The 19,715-nt window shown below is 30.7% G+C and carries 24 protein-coding genes; all 24 read left to right on the top strand.

Translation table 11 applies throughout. From position 1 onward, the window contains the following. Nucleotide 1: 1 nt before the first annotated feature. The 24 genes from H8707_RS09415 (at nucleotide 2) to H8707_RS09300 (ending at nucleotide 19,639) form a co-directional block, all read left to right on the top strand. Nucleotides 2-523, top strand: coding sequence for a stage III sporulation protein AB (locus H8707_RS09415; RefSeq protein ID WP_262429899.1), 522 nt, complete (start codon nucleotides 2-4; stop codon nucleotides 521-523). Nucleotides 524-535: 12 nt separating this feature from the next. Continuing rightward, nucleotides 536-730 carry a stage III sporulation protein AC gene (gene spoIIIAC / locus H8707_RS09410; RefSeq protein ID WP_262429898.1) on the top strand — a complete coding sequence of 65 codons (195 nt, stop codon included), beginning with the start codon at nucleotides 536-538 and terminating at the stop codon, nucleotides 728-730. Between the two features lie 12 nt (nucleotides 731-742). Continuing rightward, on the top strand, nucleotides 743-1,129 hold the full coding sequence (gene spoIIIAD, locus H8707_RS09405; protein ID WP_262429897.1) for a stage III sporulation protein AD: 387 nt from the start codon (nucleotides 743-745) through the stop codon (nucleotides 1,127-1,129). A 10-nt stretch (nucleotides 1,130-1,139) separates the two neighbouring features. Beyond that, nucleotides 1,140-2,297 carry a stage III sporulation protein AE gene (spoIIIAE, locus tag H8707_RS09400; protein WP_262429896.1) on the top strand — a complete coding sequence of 386 codons (1,158 nt, stop codon included), beginning with the start codon at nucleotides 1,140-1,142 and terminating at the stop codon, nucleotides 2,295-2,297. Beyond that, nucleotides 2,298-2,909, top strand: a complete 612-nt coding sequence (spoIIIAF, locus tag H8707_RS09395) for a stage III sporulation protein AF (RefSeq protein ID WP_262429895.1) — start codon at nucleotides 2,298-2,300, stop codon at nucleotides 2,907-2,909. Further along, on the top strand, nucleotides 2,893-3,465 hold the full coding sequence (locus H8707_RS09390) for a sporulation stage III protein AG (RefSeq protein ID WP_262429894.1): 573 nt from the start codon (nucleotides 2,893-2,895) through the stop codon (nucleotides 3,463-3,465). The genes spoIIIAF and H8707_RS09390 overlap by 17 nt, the downstream gene beginning before the upstream one ends. A 13-nt stretch (nucleotides 3,466-3,478) precedes the next feature. Then, entirely contained in the window at nucleotides 3,479-4,105 is a 627-nt protein-coding gene (locus tag H8707_RS09385) for a SpoIIIAH-like family protein (protein WP_262429893.1), read from the top strand. A 66-nt stretch (nucleotides 4,106-4,171) separates the two neighbouring features. Then, nucleotides 4,172-4,561, top strand: coding sequence for an Asp23/Gls24 family envelope stress response protein (locus tag H8707_RS09380; protein ID WP_262429892.1), 390 nt, complete (start codon nucleotides 4,172-4,174; stop codon nucleotides 4,559-4,561). A 96-nt stretch (nucleotides 4,562-4,657) separates the two neighbouring features. Continuing rightward, nucleotides 4,658-5,071 carry a transcription antitermination factor NusB gene (gene nusB, locus H8707_RS09375; protein WP_262429891.1) on the top strand — a complete coding sequence of 138 codons (414 nt, stop codon included), beginning with the start codon at nucleotides 4,658-4,660 and terminating at the stop codon, nucleotides 5,069-5,071. After that, nucleotides 5,064-6,038, top strand: coding sequence for a Kae1-like domain-containing protein (locus H8707_RS09370; protein WP_262429890.1), 975 nt, complete (start codon nucleotides 5,064-5,066; stop codon nucleotides 6,036-6,038). Before nusB ends, H8707_RS09370 begins: the two co-directional genes overlap by 8 nt. After that, on the top strand, nucleotides 6,035-7,237 hold the full coding sequence (gene xseA / locus H8707_RS09365) for an exodeoxyribonuclease VII large subunit (RefSeq protein ID WP_262429889.1): 1,203 nt from the start codon (nucleotides 6,035-6,037) through the stop codon (nucleotides 7,235-7,237). The genes H8707_RS09370 and xseA overlap by 4 nt, the downstream gene beginning before the upstream one ends. A gap of 5 nt (nucleotides 7,238-7,242) precedes the next feature. Continuing rightward, a complete protein-coding gene (gene xseB, locus H8707_RS09360; protein ID WP_262429888.1) occupies nucleotides 7,243-7,491 on the top strand; it encodes an exodeoxyribonuclease VII small subunit in 249 nt (82 codons plus the stop codon). Further along, nucleotides 7,478-8,347 (top strand): polyprenyl synthetase family protein, encoded by an 870-nt coding sequence (locus H8707_RS09355; protein WP_262429887.1) that lies wholly within the window; start codon nucleotides 7,478-7,480, stop codon nucleotides 8,345-8,347. The genes xseB and H8707_RS09355 overlap by 14 nt, the downstream gene beginning before the upstream one ends. A gap of 676 nt (nucleotides 8,348-9,023) precedes the next feature. After that, complete coding sequence (locus H8707_RS09350) at nucleotides 9,024-9,617, top strand: hypothetical protein (protein ID WP_262429886.1); 594 nt, start codon at nucleotides 9,024-9,026, stop codon at nucleotides 9,615-9,617. Between the two features lie 15 nt (nucleotides 9,618-9,632). Beyond that, nucleotides 9,633-10,430, top strand: a complete 798-nt coding sequence (locus H8707_RS09345) for a TlyA family RNA methyltransferase (protein WP_262429885.1) — start codon at nucleotides 9,633-9,635, stop codon at nucleotides 10,428-10,430. Nucleotides 10,431-10,444: 14 nt separating this feature from the next. Continuing rightward, nucleotides 10,445-12,139, top strand: coding sequence for a DNA repair protein RecN (gene recN, locus H8707_RS09340; protein WP_262429884.1), 1,695 nt, complete (start codon nucleotides 10,445-10,447; stop codon nucleotides 12,137-12,139). Nucleotides 12,140-12,355: 216 nt separating this feature from the next. Beyond that, nucleotides 12,356-13,606 carry a SpoIVB peptidase gene (gene spoIVB, locus H8707_RS09335; protein WP_262429883.1) on the top strand — a complete coding sequence of 417 codons (1,251 nt, stop codon included), beginning with the start codon at nucleotides 12,356-12,358 and terminating at the stop codon, nucleotides 13,604-13,606. Nucleotides 13,607-13,772: 166 nt separating this feature from the next. After that, nucleotides 13,773-14,567, top strand: coding sequence for a sporulation transcription factor Spo0A (gene spo0A / locus H8707_RS09330; RefSeq protein WP_262429882.1), 795 nt, complete (start codon nucleotides 13,773-13,775; stop codon nucleotides 14,565-14,567). Between the two features lie 140 nt (nucleotides 14,568-14,707). Further along, the gene (locus tag H8707_RS09325) at nucleotides 14,708-15,661 is read left to right on the top strand and encodes a tyrosine-type recombinase/integrase (RefSeq protein WP_262429881.1); all 954 of its coding nucleotides are present in this window, start codon (nucleotides 14,708-14,710) and stop codon (nucleotides 15,659-15,661) included. 11 nt (nucleotides 15,662-15,672) lie between these two features. Continuing rightward, nucleotides 15,673-15,831, top strand: a complete 159-nt coding sequence (locus tag H8707_RS09320) for a hypothetical protein (protein ID WP_262429880.1) — start codon at nucleotides 15,673-15,675, stop codon at nucleotides 15,829-15,831. A gap of 1,867 nt (nucleotides 15,832-17,698) precedes the next feature. Further along, entirely contained in the window at nucleotides 17,699-17,878 is a 180-nt protein-coding gene (locus H8707_RS09315; protein ID WP_262429879.1) for a helix-turn-helix domain-containing protein, read from the top strand. 69 nt (nucleotides 17,879-17,947) lie between these two features. Then, nucleotides 17,948-18,394, top strand: a complete 447-nt coding sequence (locus H8707_RS09310; protein WP_262429878.1) for a hypothetical protein — start codon at nucleotides 17,948-17,950, stop codon at nucleotides 18,392-18,394. A 105-nt stretch (nucleotides 18,395-18,499) separates the two neighbouring features. Continuing rightward, the gene (locus H8707_RS09305) at nucleotides 18,500-19,327 is read left to right on the top strand and encodes a phage major capsid protein (RefSeq protein ID WP_262429877.1); all 828 of its coding nucleotides are present in this window, start codon (nucleotides 18,500-18,502) and stop codon (nucleotides 19,325-19,327) included. Nucleotides 19,328-19,417: 90 nt separating this feature from the next. Next, entirely contained in the window at nucleotides 19,418-19,639 is a 222-nt protein-coding gene (locus tag H8707_RS09300; RefSeq protein WP_262429876.1) for a helix-turn-helix domain-containing protein, read from the top strand. Nucleotides 19,640-19,715: the final 76 nt, after the last annotated feature.

Raw genomic sequence — 19,715 nt, 5'->3', positions numbered from 1 at the left:
TATGTTTTTTATAAAGGCGAGTTTATTCATTCTAATATTTATAACTTCAACATCTTTGGGGTTTCTTTATGGGAAAAAGTATTCTAAACGTGTGGAGAATCTGATAGCTTTGCAACAAGGCATCAGAATTTTACAGTCAGAAATTATAATATTTTCTAACCCGTTACCAGAGGCTCTTAAAAACACTTCAAATAAAGTCAATAAACAAATCGCGAAAATATTTCTAATAATAAGGGATAGCTTACTTAAAAACCATAGCGGTGACATATATTATAGCTTTTTAGTCAGCGAGATATATTTGAAGGATTTGTTTTTTAGAAAAGAAGATATAGATTTATTTTTATCATTAGGTAAGATGATAGGAAAAACCAATAGATTAGATCAAGAAAAGCAATTTAATTATCTATTAGTAGAGCTTGAAACCTTGATAACAGAAGCAAAAGAAGATAGAAAAAAAAATGAGAAGATGTACAGATCCTTAGGTCTTTTGTTGGGATTAGGGATAATTATTATTTTAATATAGGGAGAGAAAAAAATGGATGTTGATATAATTTTTAAAATTGCAGGAATAGGAATTTTAGCCGGTATATTACATACCGTACTTGTTAAGTTTGGGAAAGAAGAATATGCCTATCTTACTACATTAGTTGGAGTTGTCATAGTATTGGGAATGGTAATTAATTTAATAAGCAAGCTTTTTAATGATGTCAAGGTATTATTTAGGCTCTAACAGGAGGTAATTATGGAGATATTTCAAGTAGTGGGATTAGGGATATTAGCCACAATAATAGTTGTTATACTAAAGGGATTAAGACCTGAATTCGCAATTCTTGTTTCCATAGTAACCGGTGTGATTATATTCACTCTAGTACTTAGTAAACTAATTTATGTTGTAGATACAATAAGCACATTGCAATCAAAAGTTGATGTAAATATAAGTTATTTTAATACCATATTAAAAATTATTGGTATGGCTTATATAGTGGAATTTGCATCCCAAATATCAAGAGATGCCGGAGAAGCATCTATAGCGATGAAAATTGAATTTGCTGGTAAAGTATTGATTATGGTTTTAGCAATACCGATTATACTAGCGCTAATGGATTTAATTGTAAAAATACTACCCTAAGGGTGAGATGATGAAAAAAGCAATTTTAATATTTATTGTAATTATTTTTATCCCCAATATTGTCTTTGGAAATGAAGAAATAAATGATTTTATTATTGAAGAACAATTGGATTTATTTAATACAAAAGAACTTGATTCTTTGCTTGAAGATGTATTGGGAAATAACAATTTGATGCCGAAAATGAGCTTTAAGGAATATTTAAGCAAGTTTTTAAAAGGTGAAATGATAATCGATGGTAAGTCTTTTATTAAGTCTATAGCAAATAAATTTATTGAAGAAATCAAAATTAATTTAGGCTTTTTATCAAAAATACTTATTATAGCCTTGATATCTGCATTGCTTACAAATATTCAAAGTACATTTGAGAATGCTTCTGTAGCTAGCTTTGCAAACTATGTTACCTATATTCTCATAGCAATACTAGTAATAGGAAGTTTTTATCAATTAATGGAAACTGTAAAAATAACTATTAATTCGATGATTGAGTTTATGGAAATATTGTTGCCCATATTATTGACATTTTTAGTGTTGACAGGTGGACCTAATACCAAGTTAATTTTCCATCCAATGATATTGGGAACTGTTAATGTTATAGGAATCGTAGTAAAGAGTGTCATTCTGCCACTGATAAACTTTTCTTTTATTATAAGTATTTTATCCAATTTATCTGAAAGAGCCGAGCTGAGAAAGCTATCAGAATTTGGGAATCAAATTGTTACATTTATTATATCAGCTGCATTTACAGTATTTGTTGGCATTATCACTATACATGGGCTTTCAACAAAAATAGATGGCATTTCAATAAGAACTGCAAAATTTGCTGTTGATAGATTTGTTCCTGTGGTGGGAGGATTTTTGTCTGATGCGGTGGAAACAGTTATTGGTTCTTCGGCAATATTAAAAAATGGGATAGGTATTATTGGATTGTTTATAATAATTTTTATTACTATATTGCCATTAATAAAAATTGGGACTTTATTACTTATATACAAAATAGTCGGCGTGGTAATTGAACCGATAGTTTCAAAGAATATTTCAAATTTTTTTAGCGATGTAAGTAAAACCCTTTTGTTGATATTGATTAGTATGGTTTCTGTAGCAATGATGTTTTTTATTACCATAACGATTATAGTGGACACCGGTAACAGTTTAATAATGCTAAGGTAGGTGATAAATATTGTAGCTAATTTTATACGGGAATGGTTGAAGGATATTGTAGTCTTATTCGTAATTATATCTTTAGTGGAATTGATAATTCCTAAGGGCAATATGAAGAAATATGTGGATTTTATAATCGGTATAATTATTGTGTTTACAGTGATAAGCCCTTTCACAAAACTAATCAATTTTGACATAAATCTTGATGAAAAAATCGAAACTTTCTCAAATGACATAACAATGAAGGAAGATGTTGTCAGTACGCAAAATGAACAAATAGAAGAGATTTTTAAAACTAACCTATCCAGTGAAATAAAAAAAATAGTAAAGGAGAATAGCTATTATAAAGTAAAAGATATATATATATCTACAAAACCGGATGATCAGAATCTTTTATTAATAGAATACATCAATATTATTTTGGATACGGATAAACAATCAAAAGATAGTGAAATCAAAATAGAGAAAATTAATCTTGGAAATGAATCAATACCAGTTAGTAGCAGTGCTAACGACTTCGAGGAATTAAAAAATTTGATTATAGACTATTTACAGATAGACGAAGAAAGATTAATAATTTCAGTTAAAAAGGGGGAGGAAAGATATGGAAGAAATAATTGATAAAATAAAGAAACATATAGAAAACTTAAATAATAAAAAGTTTATTAATTATTTATTCATAATATTGGTCGCATCAATCATACTTTTAATTGGAGTAAACTTTTTGATTGAGGATAAAAAGGCAGTAGAAAAAGAAGAAGTAATAATACGTGAAAATATTCTTGAAGATGATTATAGTTCTTATTTAGAGAAAAAGTTGGAAAATATTTTAGGAAAATTAAATGGCGTAGGGGAGATAAGCGTGATGATCACATTGGAGGATTCAAGTGAAAAAGTACCTGCAACCAATACAACAAAAACGACAGAGACTACAAAAGAATTGGATTCAGAAGGGGGGACAAGGGAAGTAAACAGAGAGGATATTACTTCGCAAATGGTGAGTAAGTCAAATGATGGGTCATTGGTTCTTTTAAAAGAAGTTAAGCCAAATGTCAAAGGTGTAATAGTTGTTGCCGAAGGCGCAAATGACCTCATAATAATGGAAAAACTCTATGAAGCAGTTAAGACAGTATTGGGGATAAGTGGAAATAGGGTTCAAGTATATTCTAGTAAATAGGGGGGATGGTTTGATGTTTAAGATAAAAAGACCTGCAATCATAGGAATCTTGTTAGTACTTTTAGTATTTACCGGATACTTAAATTACCGATTAACACAAGATGCACTTACAAAGGTATCAAAGGATTATCAGAATTATGAAGTTATGCAAATGGAGAATAATGAATATATGTCATCTGAAGAAGATTTTGATATAGTGGACTCTCTTCCAAATGAAGAAAATATAACAAATGCAATTACAACTAGCAATAATGAATTGGGTGAATTAAGTAAAACAGTTTCCGATTCAAATATAAATTATTTTGTTGAATACAGGCTTTCTAGAGATAAATTGAGAGCTGGATTGGTTGATAGGCTTGATGGAATTATTAAAAATACACAGACAACTGATGATGTCAGAACTAAAGCACAAGAAGAAATAATGAAGATTGGTGAGACTTCTGAAAAAGAACTGCAAATAGAAGGGCTGGTTAAAGCAAAGGGTTTTGAGGATGCATTAGCATTTATTACAAGTGATGAAATAAAGGTAGTTGTTTCCACAGATGAATTAACTCAACAGGATATGGTAAAGATATTGGATATAGTAAAATCTGAAACCAAATTTGACACAGAAAGTATTAAAATAATGAAAAAGCAATAGAATTGTTGTAATGATTGTATTCCTTTGATATAATAGCTTTAGAATTTAAGCTTGGAGGTGTTTTAAATGGGGGATACAATAATCAATGATGCAGATAAAGGCAATGTAAAGATTTCTGATGATGTAATTGCTATTATTGCCGGTATAGCTGCAACAGAAGTAAAAGGCGTAGTAGGTATGAGTGGTGGTATTACCGGCGGTATTACTGAACTTTTGGGTATGAAAAATATGTCAAAGGGAGTAAAAGTTGAGTTAAATGAAAATATTGCTAAAGTTGATTTATTTATCATAGTGGAATTTGGATCAAATTTAGCAAAAGTAGGTAAAGAAGTACAAAGTAATGTAAAGGCTTCAATAGAGAATATGACTGCATTGAATGTAAATGAAATCAATGTCAATATTCAAGGAGTTAGTTTGCCAAAGGAAGATAAAAAAGAAGAGAAGAAGCAAGATTAAAAGATTTAAATATATACCCTCTGATAATCAGGGGGTAATTTTAAATTATAAAAATCCTTAGATAAACATGAAATTATGAGCTTTAGGGGGATTATAATGGGTAGAAAGCAAGCAAGAGAAGGCGCGATGATGGTTTTATTTCAAATGGAAAGCACCAATGATTATTCTGATGAAGCACTTGAATTGTTTTTAAGCAATTTTGAATACGATAATAAAGAAACTTCTTATATAATAGATGCTGTACATGCAATTACCGATAATCTTGAAGAGATTGATAATTATATCAAACCTTATTTGGAGGGTTGGAATATTTCGAGATTGGCCAAAGTTGATTTAGTGGCTTTAAGAATAGCTATTTACGAGATTTTATACAGAAAAGATATTCCACTAGAAGTTTCCATTAATGAAGCTATCGAAATCGTTAAAAAATTCAGTTCGGAAGATTCATTTAAATTTGTAAATGGAGTTTTAGGTGGCTTTGTAAGAGCCCTGGATAAAGATTATGAGTAGATATTATTTAGGTATTGATACAAGTTGCTATACAACATCGTTGGGGGTAATAGACGAAAATAACAATATTTTGTTGGACTTAAGGAAGGTATTGGAGGTTAAGGACAGAGAAAAAGGACTTAGACAACAACAAGCCTTATTTCAACATGTTAGCAATATTCCATTTCTTATAGAAAGATTGTCTAAAAATATAGACATAAATAAAATTGATACTATATCAGTAAGCTCAAAACCAAGGGATTCGATTGATTCGTATATGCCTGTTTTTATTGTTGGAAAAAATCAAGCGTTGATCCTCTCTATGATACTTAAAAAGAATTATAAGGAATTCAGTCATCAGGAAGGGCATATAGGGTCTCTGTTACTTGAACATGAAAAAGTAATAGGGAAGCAAGAGGAATTTTTGGCATTGCATATTTCAGGGGGTACAAGTGAATTATTATATGTCAAAAATATAGTTTATAACATGGAAATAGAAATAGTGGGAGGCAGTCTGGATATAAGCTTTGGACAACTTATTGACAGAATTGGAGTGTATTTGGGGCTTAAATTCCCTTGTGGTGAAGAGATGGAAAAGCTCTCTGACAAAGGTAAACTAATTGATATAAAAATTCCCATAAGTATTAAGAATAAATATTGGACAAATTTATCAGGGCTGGAAAATTATTTTTTAAGGCTAATTTATTCAAAGAATTACCCTGTTGAGGATATTATACATACCTTATTTCATACAGTTTCAATGGTAATAGAAAAAATGATTAGAAATTTTATAAAGGATACAAATATAAACAAAGTATTATTTACCGGCGGAGTATCTGCAAACAATTATATTAGAAAATATTTGATAAATGCTTTTACTGATGAAGCCATTATAATATTTCCTAAAAGGGAGTTATCAACAGATAACGCTATAGGAATAGCCTATTTAGGGATGACTAGAAAAGGGCATATGGAGGTGAATGAATGAAGCCTTTAAAGGTTAGTGAAGTTAATAATTATATAAAGAGAGTATTTGCAGGAGATATAGTTTTATCCAATTTAGAGATTGAAGGAGAAGTATCCAATTTTAAACACCATAATAGCGGACATATGTATTTTTCTTTAAAAGATGATAAAAGTAAAATTCGGTGTGTATTTTTTAAACGAGATAATGAAAATGGAGCGATAAAATTATCTGAAGGAATGAAGGTAGTGGCTTCAGGCTACATATCAGTCTATGACAGAGACGGCGATTATCAACTTTATGTAAGAAGCATTAGAGATAAAGGAATTGGTGATTTATATAAATCTTTTGATGATTTAAAGAGAAAATTAGAAAAGGAAGGCTTATTCCAAGAAAAATACAAAAAAGATTTGCCCTTTTTACCTAAAAAAATTGGGGTTGTAACTTCGAAAACCGGAGCTGCTATCAGAGACATAGTAACTATATTAAAGAGAAGATATCCTCCGTGTGAAATCTTAATTTATCCGGCATCGGTGCAGGGAGCAAATGCCGCGAGAGAAATATCTAAAGGGTTAAAGTATTTAGACAACAGAGGGGATATTGATTTAATAATTACCGGCAGGGGAGGAGGCTCATATGAGGAATTGTTTGCATTTAATGATGAAGAATTAGCTCGTATAATTTTCTCATTAAAAACTCCGATTATATCTGCTGTCGGACATGAGACTGATTATACAATAACGGACTTTGTTTCTGATTTAAGGGCTCCTACACCGTCAGCAGCGGCAGAGTTAGCGGTGCCGGATTTTAGCTATTTAAGCAATAATTTAAGAAATAAATATGAGACTCTTCTAAGTCATCTCAATAAATATATATTGGCCAACGATAATCAATTGAAATTCTTAAACAAATCCTTGTCCTATAACAATCCGATTTTAAAGCTTAAAAACAGACAACAGGATATTGATAATATGTTAAGAGACTTAAATTATTCATTGGAAAAAAAGATTTCCAAAGAATTGAAACGACTTCTCATACTGGAAAATAGGCTTAGACTTCTTGACCCCAGGTATTCTTTGGATAAAGGATATGGTATATTGTATGATGTAGACGGTAATATCGTGAAATCAATTGACGAATTAAAAATAGGTTATGAAATAAATATTTTGCTTAAGGATGGAACTATTAGGACTGTAATAATTGATTTGGAAAAGGAGGCATAAAAAAATTGGAAGATAATAAAAAGTTAAGTTATGAAGAAGCTATGTCGGAATTGGAAAAGATATTAGTTGAATTGGAAGATGATGACTGTACTCTTCAAGAGTCTATAGAAAAATTTAAAAAAGGTATTGAACTGTATAAATATTGCAATAATATATTAAAAGCTGCAGAAGGAGAAGTTAAGGTACTGTTAGGCGACGAAGAATCTTTGGCGGAATTCAATTTTTTCAAGGAGGATGAGGATGAGTATTACTAGAGAACTTAAGTGTTATATGGACTTAATAGACGATTATCTTAAGACTTCGATGGATCACAAGAATTCATATCAAAAGAAAATATACGAAGCAATGGAATATAGTTTATTTACAGGTGGGAAGAGATTAAGACCGATTATTGCGCTTAAAGCATATGAGATATTTGATGCTAATCTTGAAAAAATTTTACCATTTGCGGCAGCAATAGAGATGATACATACATATTCTTTAATACATGATGATTTACCATCTATGGATGATGACGATTTCAGAAGGGGTAAGCCGACTAATCACAAGGTCTTTGGTGAAGCAATGGCGATACTTACTGGAGATGGACTTCTAAATCTAGCATTTGAAACCATGTTAAATTATACTATCAATAATTCCCATTCTATTGATGAGTATAAATGTTATGTGAGGGCTATGGAAGAAATCAGTATTTATTCCGGCACAAATGGAATGATCGGAGGACAAGTGCTGGATGTTTTAGGTGGATTTGAGAATATGGATGAGCTGAAATTAATTTATATGTATAGAACTAAAACAGCTGGGTTAATTCAGGCAAGTTTAGTATCAGGTGCAATAATTGGCGGTGCAAATGATGAATATATCGAAAAACTTAGGAAATTTGGGTTAAATCTGGGATTGGCATATCAAATAAAGGATGATATACTTGATTATGCTGAAGATGAATCCATAAATAAAATGACATATCTAAAATATTTTGATTTAAATACTTGCAAAGAAGAAGTTGAAATTCTTAGCAAAAAAGCAATGGACATTCTTGATTCCTTTAATGGTATTGACATAGACTTTTTCAAGGATTTAACCAAATTTTTGATTAATAGGAATGAATAAGATTATTGTAATTTACATAATTTCATGTTATAATAAAATCAGCATGTAAGTGGTACAGTATTCTAGTCAGTACAGCTATTCTAGAGGGCGGGGCTAAAAATCCGTCGAAGGGCATATCGATGAAGTTCTTTGTGTTAGGCTTGCGACGCCCAGTCGTGGGTTTTCACAGGGAGTAAGAAAGATGGGGCGATCTGCAATGGCATGCGGGCGTAGACCCTACTTTCGTGGAGACATAGTATATTTATATAATATATTATGATAAACCTGCATTTAAGATTTTAAGCAGAAGTAGTCTGCCTTGAGCGAGGTAGTGCGGATGATAAGTTCAACTTATAAGATCAGAGGCCTAGTATCAATTAAGTTCTGTTATCGAAACCTATTTTGCAAAAGAGGCTAAGGAATAGACTGGCTGTTGAGGAAAACTCCTAGACTGTTCATTATGAAATAAATTGAGGATTACAGTGCGGACTAAGTGGCAATCCAGTTGCACCTTTGGCAACAGGGTATTGGTAAAATTAAAGGGAAACCACTGTTATGGCGACAGACAGTTTTTATCAGGGAAAACCTACTGGACCTAAAGCCGTAAGATTTACTTAGTTTATTGCCACTACTCACGCTGGTAGCTATTGCTATCAGCTTTTTTTATAAAAAATAGGAAAGTTTTGAGGAGGATTTTATGTCAAAAAAAGAAGGCGAAGATTTTTCCAAACGGTATAATTCTAAATGGGTAGTAGGAATTTCCCTTTGGACATTTTTTTTAGCAATTATTATTTCTGTACTTACTGAAAACCTAGTAAAGAGTTTAAATATACTTATAGCTTTTGTAATACTATTAATTATTATTTTAATAGGGATTATATTTGATATAATTGGTACATCAGTTACTACGGCCGATGAAAAACCTTTCCATGCTATGGCAGCAAATAAAATAAGCGAAGCAAAAGTAGCTATTAAATTAGTCAGAAATGCAGGAGAAGTATCAAACTTCTGTAATGATGTTATTGGGGATATAAGCGGAATCATTTCCGGAGCTGTTGGAACAAATATAATTTATAAATTATTGAATACGTATGGGTTTAAAAACGGAACATTATTATCTATAATGCTTACAGCTATTACTGCTTCATTGACTGTTGGAGGAAAAGCAATAGGTAAATCAATAGCTCTATATAATTATGAAAAAATAATATTTCAGGTAGCAAAATTTTTTAATTTTATAGAAGTGAAATTTAATGTTGAATTGTTTCCCAATAAAAAGAAAAAAAAGTAAGAAAAAGGAGCTGCAATGGGGAAAAAAAGAGCGGATATATTGTTATTTGAAAAAGGGTTAGTCGATTCAAGGGAAAAGGGGAAAAGAGTAATAATGGAAGGTTCTGTTTATATAGGTACCAGAAGGATTGACAAACCCGGTGAGTATATCGAAGAATCCGAGAACATTATAATCAAAACAAATCCGATTATATATGTTAGCCGAGGCGGATTGAAACTTGAAAAGGCCATAGAATCCTTTGATTTAGATTTGTCAAATCTAATAGCCATGGATATTGGTGCCTCAACAGGAGGATTTACTGATTGTATGTTAAAAAACGGTGCTAAAAAAGTATTTGCAGTTGATGTAGGTTATGGGCAATTAGATTGGAAATTGAGAAATGACCCCAGAGTTATAGTAATGGAAAGAACAAATATCAGAAATGTAACAAGTGATGATATTGGTGAAGAAATTGATTTCATATCGATTGATGTTTCATTTATTTCGTTGACACTTGTATTACCTGTAGCAAAAAAATTATTAGCGCATGATGGCAAAATAGTTGCTTTAGTGAAACCCCAATTTGAGGCTGGAAGAGAAAGAGTAGGAAAAAAAGGAATTGTTAGGGACAAAAAAACTCACTTTGATACAATAAAAAAGGTGGTCGAATTTTCGAAGGAAATTGGGCTTATAGCAAATTCATTGGTTTTTTCGCCTATAACAGGAACTACTGGAAATATAGAATTTCTTTTGTATTTAAAAAATAGCGGTGATTATATAAATGATGATTTTATTTTAAAGACAATAGTAGAGGCGCATAATATTCTTAGATAATCGGGGGTTTATTTATGCTCAAAGAATTAAGCATTAAAAATTTCGCTATAATTGATGATCTTAAAATAGAATTTGACTACGGTCTAAATTTACTAACTGGTGAGACAGGCTCCGGTAAATCGATTATAATTGAAGCTTTGGGACTTGTTTTGGGAGGCAGAAGCAGCAAAGATTTGATACGTACCGGACAAGAGAAAGCATTTGTTGAAGCTTTATTTTGCATTGATAATAATATTAAGTCTTTGCTATCCAAATATGGTTTTGATACCGGAGAAGATATTTTGGTTATATCCAGAGAAATATCAGAAAATTATCCCAGCATATCTAGGCTAAACGGAAGACCAATTACACTAAATATATTGAGCAAGATAACACCGAATTTAGTTGATATCTTTGGACAACATGAGCATCAGTCCATTTTAAATACACAAAATCATTTGTTATTAATAGATAGTCTCGGTGATAAGGGACACCGAGGGTTATTGGAGAAAATTGATTCAAATTATGAGAAATATATAGACGAAAAGAAAAAACTTGATGAAATGAGGATATCATCAGCAGAGAGAGAAAGGGAAATAGACCTATTAAAATATCAAATAGAAGAAATAGATAACGCAAATCTTTCACCTGAGGATGACTTTGAAATTGAAAACAATTTTAAAAAATATTCCAATATACAGAGCATACAAATGGGATTAGGTAACGTATTAGAAAATTTGGATGGTTCAGATTATGAAAAAGATTCCATTTTAAACTTATTGAGCAATTGTATAAGTTTTCTTAACAATATAAAATCCTTTGATGAAGATATTGTTAAGTATTTAAATAGATTTGATGAATTAAGGTATGAACTACAGGATTTGGCTAGAGATATAAATTATTATTTAGAGTCTCTGGAAATAGATGAGGAAAAATTAATATATTATAGGGATAGGTTAGATTTAGTAAATAAATTGAAAAAGAAATATGGCGGTACCATAGAAAAAATATTTGATTATAGAAATAAAATTTTTGATGAATATGAAAATCTTATAAATTATGAAAAGAAAATTGAAGAAATTAATAATAATTTAAAAAAATATGAAGAAATGTTAACAAATGACTCCATATTACTGAGGGACAAAAGAATTAAAATTGCAAAAACATTAGAGAAGAGATTAACTGAAGAACTAAAAGAGTTAAATATGACAAATGTGGTGTTTAAGGTAAATTTCAAAGAAAAAGATTTAAGCTATAATGGCTTGGATGATATCGAATTTTTAATAGCAACAAATCCCGGAGAATCTTTGAAATCATTGTCCAAGATTATATCGGGCGGAGAAATGTCAAGAATAATGTTGGGATTTAAAAATATTTTAGCAGATAATGATAAAATACCCACCTTAATATTCGATGAAATAGATACAGGAATTAGCGGCAGGACTGCTCAGATAGTAGGAGAAAAAATATGCAAAATATCAAAAAATCACCAGATTATATCTATTTCTCATTTGCCTCAAATAACAGCTTTGGCGGACAGTCATTTTAAGATCTATAAACAATCACAAAATGGTACAACAGTAACTAAAGTTAAAAAATTAACCTTTGATGAAAAAATACAAGAAATGGCTAGATTATTAGGTGGCGTGAACGTTACTGAAACTACAGTAAATCATGCAAAAGAAATGCTAAGCATGTCAAAAAAAATAAAATCTGAATTGAGGAAATGAGAATAAAAAATTTTAATTTAAATTTTTAATAAATTTCAAAGACTTCTATTAAATGAAATGTTTTAATAGAAGTCTTTTTTTCTTTGGAATTGTAGAATGTACTTTACAATTTTCATAAATTTTGATTAGAATAATTCTCTTTAAAAAGGCTAAATTATATATGCAATAAATTTTTATGGAGGTGAGGAAAGAAAATTAAAAGGAGAGTGATTTTATTTGGGGAAATTTAGGCTTAAAACTAAATATTTACTATTATTTATAATTATTTTTGTATTATTTTATTCATTGAGTTTAAGTCAAAGTTTATTTTATCCCTCAGACTTTAAAATAATTAAAGGTGAAAATAAGAATCTAAATATATCATTCCCATTCTCGTTGGATAATAGAGATGTCTCAATAGTTGAAACGATCTTTAATGAAGGTAAAAAATCTATAACATTGAATGGAATAGACGAAGGTGAAACAAATCTGCAGATAAAGCTCTTGGGCTTGATTCCGGTTAAAAACTACAATGTGAATGTTGTAAACAGACCTGAATTGGTGCCCGGCGGAAATGCTATTGGCGTAAGAATGAATACCAAAGGAGTTTTAGTTGTGGCGGTAACAGAAGTTATAAATATAAAAGGCAACAGAATAAGTCCAGCAAGAGAATCGGGGTTGAAGGTCGGAGATAGTATTATAGAAATAAATGGAGAAAAAATTTCAAGTGCAGAACAAGTAGTCAGAATTTTAAATAATGTAAAAGAAGAAGCAGTAAATATTGTAGTTTTAAGAAATAAAGAGGAAATAAAGATTACAGCTACACCAATTCAATGCCTGCAGGACAATTCTTATAGATTAGGAATATGGGTTAGAGATAAAACCTCCGGAATTGGTACTATGACATTTTACGATAAGAAAAGCAACAAATTCGGAGCATTAGGTCATGGCATATCAGATATGGATACGGGGAAACTTTTAAATGTGGATAATGGGCTGGTAATGAACGCAAAGATATCAGATATAGAGCAAGGTAAAAAAGGAACACCTGGAGAAATAAAAGGTGTTTTTTATAAAACAGATGACATCTTAGGCGAAATATACGATAATAATGATTATGGGATTTATGGAGTTTTGAAAGACAATGACGATATAAAAATTAAAAATTCAATTCCAATTGGCTATAAAGAAGAGGTAAAACCAGGAAAAGCTTATATACTAAGCACTTTAGATGACAATATAGTTGATAAATATGAAATTGAGATATTAAAAGTTGAACCGCAAGAAAAGCCTCAGCAAAAAAGCATGATAATTAAGGTTACTGATGAAAGACTATTGAATAAAACAGGTGGGATAATACAAGGTATGAGCGGTAGTCCAATCATACAGGATGATAAACTAATTGGTGCTATAACACATGTTTTTGTAAATGATCCGACAAAAGGATATGGTATATATATAGAGTGGATGCTTGAAAATATAAAGTAGATAAAAGTGAAGGCTTCTATTTGAATTAGGTAATTCAATAGAAGCCTTTTAAATACATTATTTTGCAAAAGAAGATTTTTTTAAAAAATTTTATAAAAAAGAAGGAGTTTTTGAATTTTTGTCGAAATAAAACAAGGTAGAGATATAAAAATCAGGGGGGTATATTATGAAGAAAATTACTGTTGCTATTGCGGATGATAATAGAGAGTTTTGTCAAATCATTACTCAATTTTTATCTGCTCAGGAAGAATTTGAAGTTGTAGGTATTGCAAAAGATGGCATAGAGGCTCTTGAAATTGTTAAAAAAGAGAAACCTCAAATATTGATATTGGATATAATTATGCCACACTTAGATGGATTGGGAGTATTGGAAAAGTTACATGAATCAGAGGATGATTTCTTTCCACGGGTTATTATATTATCTGCTGTTGGACAGGATAAAATAACTCAAAGGGCAATTGAATTGGGAGCTTCCTATTATGTAGTAAAACCTTTTGATTTCCAAATATTTATAAAAAGATTGAAGCAAACTGTTGAGAATGATCTTATTTTAGAACCTAAGCTAGATATAGCAGCTACCTATAAGAAAAATGTAAATAATGAAAATAATATGGAGACCAAAATTACAAAAATTATACAGGAAATTGGTGTACCGGCACATATAAAAGGTTATTTATATTTGAGAGAAGCTATACACATGGTTATTGACGATATGGATTATTTAGGTGCTGTAACAAAAGAATTGTACCCAAGTGTTGCTGAAAAGTTTAATACCACACCTAGCAGGGTAGAAAGGGCAATCAGGCATGCTATTGAAGTAGCATGGAATAGAGGTAAAATTGATACAATAGATAAGATATTTGGGTATACAGTAAATAATAATAAAGGAAAACCAACAAATAGCGAATTTATTGCTCTAATTGCAGATAAACTAAGATTGGAGCAAGATGATATCGCATAGTGCTAATCAGTGGGTTTGAGGTGTTTCTATATCCAATAAAGTGTATGAAAGTATATATGGAAAATTTCCATAATCCTACAAATTATAAACTTGTTGCCAACTAACTTTTTATCCTCCACCTAAAAAATGGAGGGGTTAAAGTGAAAGATTTTGACTATTATATTGAGGATTTTATGCTTTATTGCGTAAGTAAAAACTTGTCTAAAAAGACCATGAAATCTTACGAGCAAACATTAAAATTGTTCCAACTGTACATGGAAAAGGAACAGGACACCAAGGAAGTTGATAAGGTCGACACAAAACAAATTAGAGAGTATATATCTTATCTAAGGGAAAGAGGAAAGTATACTGTACAAGTTGCCAATGCTGATATTAATAGACCACACAATCGCACTGATAATGGTAAAAATATCTCTATGGTTACAATTAACAATTATATCAGAAATATAAAGGTATTCTTTAATTATCTTGACGAGGAACATATTATTAAAGTTAATCCTGTAACCAGAATTAAGCAATTAAAGGTATATGAAGAGAAAAAAGAGCCATTACAACGAGAAGATGTAAAAAGGTTGCTTAATTCGTTTAATATAGCGACATTCTATGGTTATAGGGACTATATGACAACTAAATTATTATTAAGCACTGGTGCAAGGATAGGGGAAACTTTATCATTGGAAATGGATGATTTGAATTTTAGAAACAACACAATATTGTTCAGAGATACTAAAAATAAAAAGGAAAAATTATCTTATCTTACACCTAAATTATCTAGTGAATTAAAAAAGTGGTGTAATTTTAAAGAAAGATATTCAAAGAGCCAATTTCTATTTCCAACCACAAGGCATACTAAAATGTCAGTTTCAAACTTTGAACAAAATCTTAGAAGAATATGCGACAGTACAGGGTTAGAAGTAACGCCCCATCGCCTTAGAAGAACATTTGCTACTGACTTCTTAAAAGCAGGAGGGTCAATATACGTTTTATCTCAACTTCTCGACCATAGTGATGTAAAAGTGACTGAATTATATTTGAACCTAGATAGGGAAGATTTAAGAAGAGAATATCTAAAGCACGCCACATTGGATTATTAGGTGGTGTTGATATGATGAAATTAGATGTTTTAAAAACTATTAACAAAATCAAAGATGCAGAAATAAGAAAATTGTTTATACTTGAACATGAAAAACTTGATAAAAGTCACGAGGAAACGATTAAAAGAGATAAGGAAATAATGGAAATGATAGAGTATACATGTAAATAGGTAATAAATTATAGTCGGCTTAGGTCGGCTATTTTTTGTTTTACACGAAAAAGGGGGGTAAAACTTCACTTTCTTAACAAATATAGTGAGAAGTAGGACTTATGTCCTAGAAAAAAAAGACGTTTTAATGAAAAAAAGACGATTCAAAGTCCTTTATACTTATGAGGGAAGTTAATGGCGGTTGGATAATGTGTGAGGTTTGTGGTGAGAGGTTCTATAAAGAGAATAATGCCGATAAATATTGTTGTAATGAATGTTTTGTAAAATCTAGAAGACAATATAAAACGGAAAAGCAAAGACAGTATAGAAGCGTGGATTGTGTGGACAATTAGACATTTGTGTAACCTAGTAATTCCAATATTTACAGCACTTTTTACAATTCATTAAATCCCTAAAACCCACTAAAATAGCCAAAGTCAAAAAGACCTATGGGGGATATGGAACTGGTAGCGAAAGTTTCAAAACTTGTAATGGCTTAATTTCAATACTTACAACAATTACTAAATTAATCAAATCCCTATAACCCACTAAAATAGCCAAATACTAACTGACCTATAGGGGTATAACAAAATTCTAATCAATCTTACTTTTTTGTATTATAGTAATTTCAATACTTACAACAATTATTAAACTTATCAAATCCATACAACATAGCAAAAAAGCCAAACACTAACTGTCACTAAGGGAATATAGAAAGTTTTTGAAATAGAAATTTTCTGTAATCAAGTAATATCAAGATCTACAAGGATTATTATATCCATCAAATCCTTATAACATAGCAAAATACACAAAGTCAAACTGACCTATAGGGGACATTATAAAATGTGAAGTAGCGAACAAGTTTTGTATTCAAGTATTTGCAATAGATACAACGATTTTTGATTTTACTAAATTCCTATAACATAGTAAAATGCACAAACACTAAAAGACCTATAGGGAACACCCTTATATTAATAAAAAGTTAGTTTTAATGTATTAATAAAATGTGGGAAAAGGGGGGGTAAAACAGCACATTTCGGACAAATATAGTGAAGGATAATAGAAAAGGCAAAATTTAGAATGCAGAAAATTAGAGCAAATGTTCGAAGTTAAAAAATCATATAAACCTGTAATTTCAACGACTACAAGGTTTGATGTCTAAAACCTCTATATGGAGAGGAAGTGTAGTGGTTGGATAATGTGTGAGGTTTGTGGGTGTATAGAAAAAATGAATAGTAATAGTATGAAGTATTGTAACAAATGCTTTGAAGAATATAGAAGAAAATATAAAACGGAAAAGCAAAGACAGTATAGAAGCGTGGATTGTGTGGACAATTAAGAAAGCCATCAACACTAGTAATTCCAATGGTTACAACCGAATGTGTTGAAAATTAAATAATAGAAGGGTAAGACATGTGTAAATGTTAGAAAGCAAACAATCCCTTGAACAATAGTAATATCAATACCTATAGAAGTTTTATAATTTTGGTTATATGGTACTATAACAATTTAGGAAAGCAACCAAACCGTGAATCTTAGTAATACCAACAATTACATCAATCACCATTGAAAATTAAATAATGGAAGGTTAAGAACTATCAGTATTAAGTACATTTACATAAGTGTATTTAGTAGTGCTAGTTTGATGCTTTAATTGAAGTTTTTATCAATATAATTGGATAAGTTTGTATATTTCCTTACAAGGTCGGAACTTGCTCTCCTCTAAAAATACTGAAATATACTGAATGTAGGGAATAATGCTACATAGTGTTCATAGTATGGACACTTACTTTTTAAAACTAAGATGCAACTAATAATTGTGTCTTTTTTTATATATTTTTTTAAGCAACTTTTGTTACTAAATTAATCTAAAAAAGGGGTAAACGAGGTGAATGAAAAAGTAAAGGAAATTTTACAAGAAAGAGGTATTAAACACAAATGGCTTTATGACCAAATAGGTATAAGTAAAAGTCAATTTAGTTATTGGATTAATGGTAAAAGGAATCTTACCACAGACCAAGTAGAACAAATTAAACAAGTATTAATTTTATTAGGGGCTAACGTATAAGAAACATATTAAAATGCCTTACAAGGGCAATATGGGGCTTATATGAGCAACTAGAAAGGGGAATGTAATATGGAATGGAAAGAAAACATGACAAAAGAGGAATTTGAAAAGGCAATACAGAGTGCGGAGGATACTATTAGAACCGATTATGTAAAGAAATTAAAAGCACTAGAAAGCAAACTACCTACACAAAAAACAGAAAAGGAATTAGCACTTGAACAGAAAGAGAAAGAGTTACTTGCAAAAGAAAGAGAATACAAGATAAAGGATATGTTGGAAATAAACCAACTACCAACAGGACTATCTAAATATATTAGTGCTGAAGATATTGATGTAGCAGGTCAAGAAATATCAACTATCTTAAATGAATACCTATTAAACAATTCTCATAAGCCAACTAAACATAATAATGGTGGAGATACAGTTACCAAGGATCAATTTAAGTCAATGAATTATTCAGAACGTTTGAAGTTAGAGCAAACTAATCCTGAATTATATAAGAAGTTATCAAATTAAATATAATCAAGACACTTGATAGAGTTGTCTTGTTTACATAGATTTGGGCAGTGCAATTAAGCACTGTCCTTTTTTAGTGCAAAAATTTAGAAAGGAATGATACATATGAGTTTTATTAAAGCGACGATTTACGCAGATATGGTAAGAGAAAAATTTGAAGGTAAAGTTAAGGTTCTAAACCTTGCTACTGATTTAGGAAAGTTAGAAAACGTAGGTAGAGGTGACACAATATCTTTCCCTAAATGGTCACTAATAGGTGACGCAAGTGAAATGACTAAAGGCACTCCACTTGAAACAGAAGAATTACAATCAACTGAACAAACTGTAAAAGTAAAACAAATTGGTAAGGCAGTAAGAGTTTATGATTCTGAAAATCTTACATCTTTAGGAAATCAAATTGACGAGGGAGCAACACAAACTGCTATGGTAATGGCTAGAAAGATTGACAGTGACCTATTAGCAAATGCAAAATTAGCACCTTTTCAAGCACCTGTAGCAGATGGTAAGAAAATAACAAGTGCAGAAATTGAAACTGCAATGTTGAACTTTGGAGATGAAAGGGATATTGAGGAATTTGCAGGAATAGTAATTAACTCTCTATTAATTCCTTCATTCTATGCAATGCCAGAGTTTACAGATGCAAATAACACTACTACTGCACAAGGAAATGGACTTATAAGAAACGGTTTATTAGGATCCTATAGAGGAATACCTGTATATATTTCTGATAAAGAAACTTTTGACGATGCAACTCAAACTTGTATAACTTTAATCGTCAAAGTTGGAGCATTAGGTTATATGTTTGCCAAGGATTTAGATGTTGAATTAGAGAGAGAAGCAAAATTAAAAGCAACTGATGTTGTTGCTGATGCAATATATGCTACTGCTTTGGTTAAAGACGATGGAGTTGTTGTACTTAAATTTACTGCATAGTTAATTTATGGGAGGGATAATACCCTTCCTTTTATATTTTTTTTATTGTGAGGTTTAATAAACATAACAATTATTAGGAGGTAATAGAAAATGTTGAGAGGTAGCCAGTTAAAACGAATGAGGATATTAAAGAACATGACGCAACAAGAGATAGCAGACCATTTAGGTGTAAAGGTCAATTACATATCCATGCTTGAAAATGAACATAGGGACATACCAAAAGATAAATACGATAAATGGTTAAAATATCTTAATTCTGATGAGGCAAAGAAGATTAGAGATAAAAGATTAGAAAAAAAGGCAAATAAGTAATAAAAAATTCTAATAAAAAGGGGAGAAAGATAGTGGAAGATATTTAGATTATCGCTATACCACATAATCGTAGTTT

Origin of the sequence: Paratissierella segnis (assembly GCF_014385195.1) — a bacterium.
GTDB lineage: Bacteria > Bacillota > Clostridia > Tissierellales > Tissierellaceae > Paratissierella > Paratissierella segnis.
The sequence above is the reverse complement of the archived record's forward strand: the minus strand, read 5'-3'. Positions and strand labels throughout refer to the sequence as shown.

Excerpts from the sequence above, each read along its gene's own strand:
- H8707_RS09355 (WP_262429887.1), top strand. The coding sequence starts at position 7,478 with ATGAGTATTACTAGAGAACTTAAGTGTTATATGGACTTAATAGACGAT.
- H8707_RS09415 (WP_262429899.1), top strand. The coding sequence starts at position 2 with ATGTTTTTTATAAAGGCGAGTTTATTCATTCTAATATTTATAACTTCA.
- H8707_RS09350 (WP_262429886.1), top strand. The coding sequence starts at position 9,024 with ATGTCAAAAAAAGAAGGCGAAGATTTTTCCAAACGGTATAATTCTAAA.
- nusB (WP_262429891.1), top strand. The coding sequence starts at position 4,658 with ATGGGTAGAAAGCAAGCAAGAGAAGGCGCGATGATGGTTTTATTTCAA.
- H8707_RS09345 (WP_262429885.1), top strand. The coding sequence starts at position 9,633 with ATGGGGAAAAAAAGAGCGGATATATTGTTATTTGAAAAAGGGTTAGTC.
- H8707_RS09390 (WP_262429894.1), top strand. The coding sequence starts at position 2,893 with ATGGAAGAAATAATTGATAAAATAAAGAAACATATAGAAAACTTAAAT.
- H8707_RS09310 (WP_262429878.1), top strand. The coding sequence starts at position 17,948 with ATGGAATGGAAAGAAAACATGACAAAAGAGGAATTTGAAAAGGCAATA.
- recN (WP_262429884.1), top strand. The coding sequence starts at position 10,445 with ATGCTCAAAGAATTAAGCATTAAAAATTTCGCTATAATTGATGATCTT.
- spoIIIAC (WP_262429898.1), top strand. The coding sequence starts at position 536 with ATGGATGTTGATATAATTTTTAAAATTGCAGGAATAGGAATTTTAGCC.
- spoIIIAD (WP_262429897.1), top strand. The coding sequence starts at position 743 with ATGGAGATATTTCAAGTAGTGGGATTAGGGATATTAGCCACAATAATA.
- H8707_RS09370 (WP_262429890.1), top strand. The coding sequence starts at position 5,064 with ATGAGTAGATATTATTTAGGTATTGATACAAGTTGCTATACAACATCG.
- H8707_RS09385 (WP_262429893.1), top strand. The coding sequence starts at position 3,479 with ATGTTTAAGATAAAAAGACCTGCAATCATAGGAATCTTGTTAGTACTT.
- H8707_RS09320 (WP_262429880.1), top strand. The coding sequence starts at position 15,673 with ATGATGAAATTAGATGTTTTAAAAACTATTAACAAAATCAAAGATGCA.
- spoIIIAE (WP_262429896.1), top strand. The coding sequence starts at position 1,140 with ATGAAAAAAGCAATTTTAATATTTATTGTAATTATTTTTATCCCCAAT.
- H8707_RS09300 (WP_262429876.1), top strand. The coding sequence starts at position 19,418 with ATGTTGAGAGGTAGCCAGTTAAAACGAATGAGGATATTAAAGAACATG.
- xseA (WP_262429889.1), top strand. The coding sequence starts at position 6,035 with ATGAAGCCTTTAAAGGTTAGTGAAGTTAATAATTATATAAAGAGAGTA.
- H8707_RS09305 (WP_262429877.1), top strand. The coding sequence starts at position 18,500 with ATGAGTTTTATTAAAGCGACGATTTACGCAGATATGGTAAGAGAAAAA.
- H8707_RS09380 (WP_262429892.1), top strand. The coding sequence starts at position 4,172 with ATGGGGGATACAATAATCAATGATGCAGATAAAGGCAATGTAAAGATT.
- spo0A (WP_262429882.1), top strand. The coding sequence starts at position 13,773 with ATGAAGAAAATTACTGTTGCTATTGCGGATGATAATAGAGAGTTTTGT.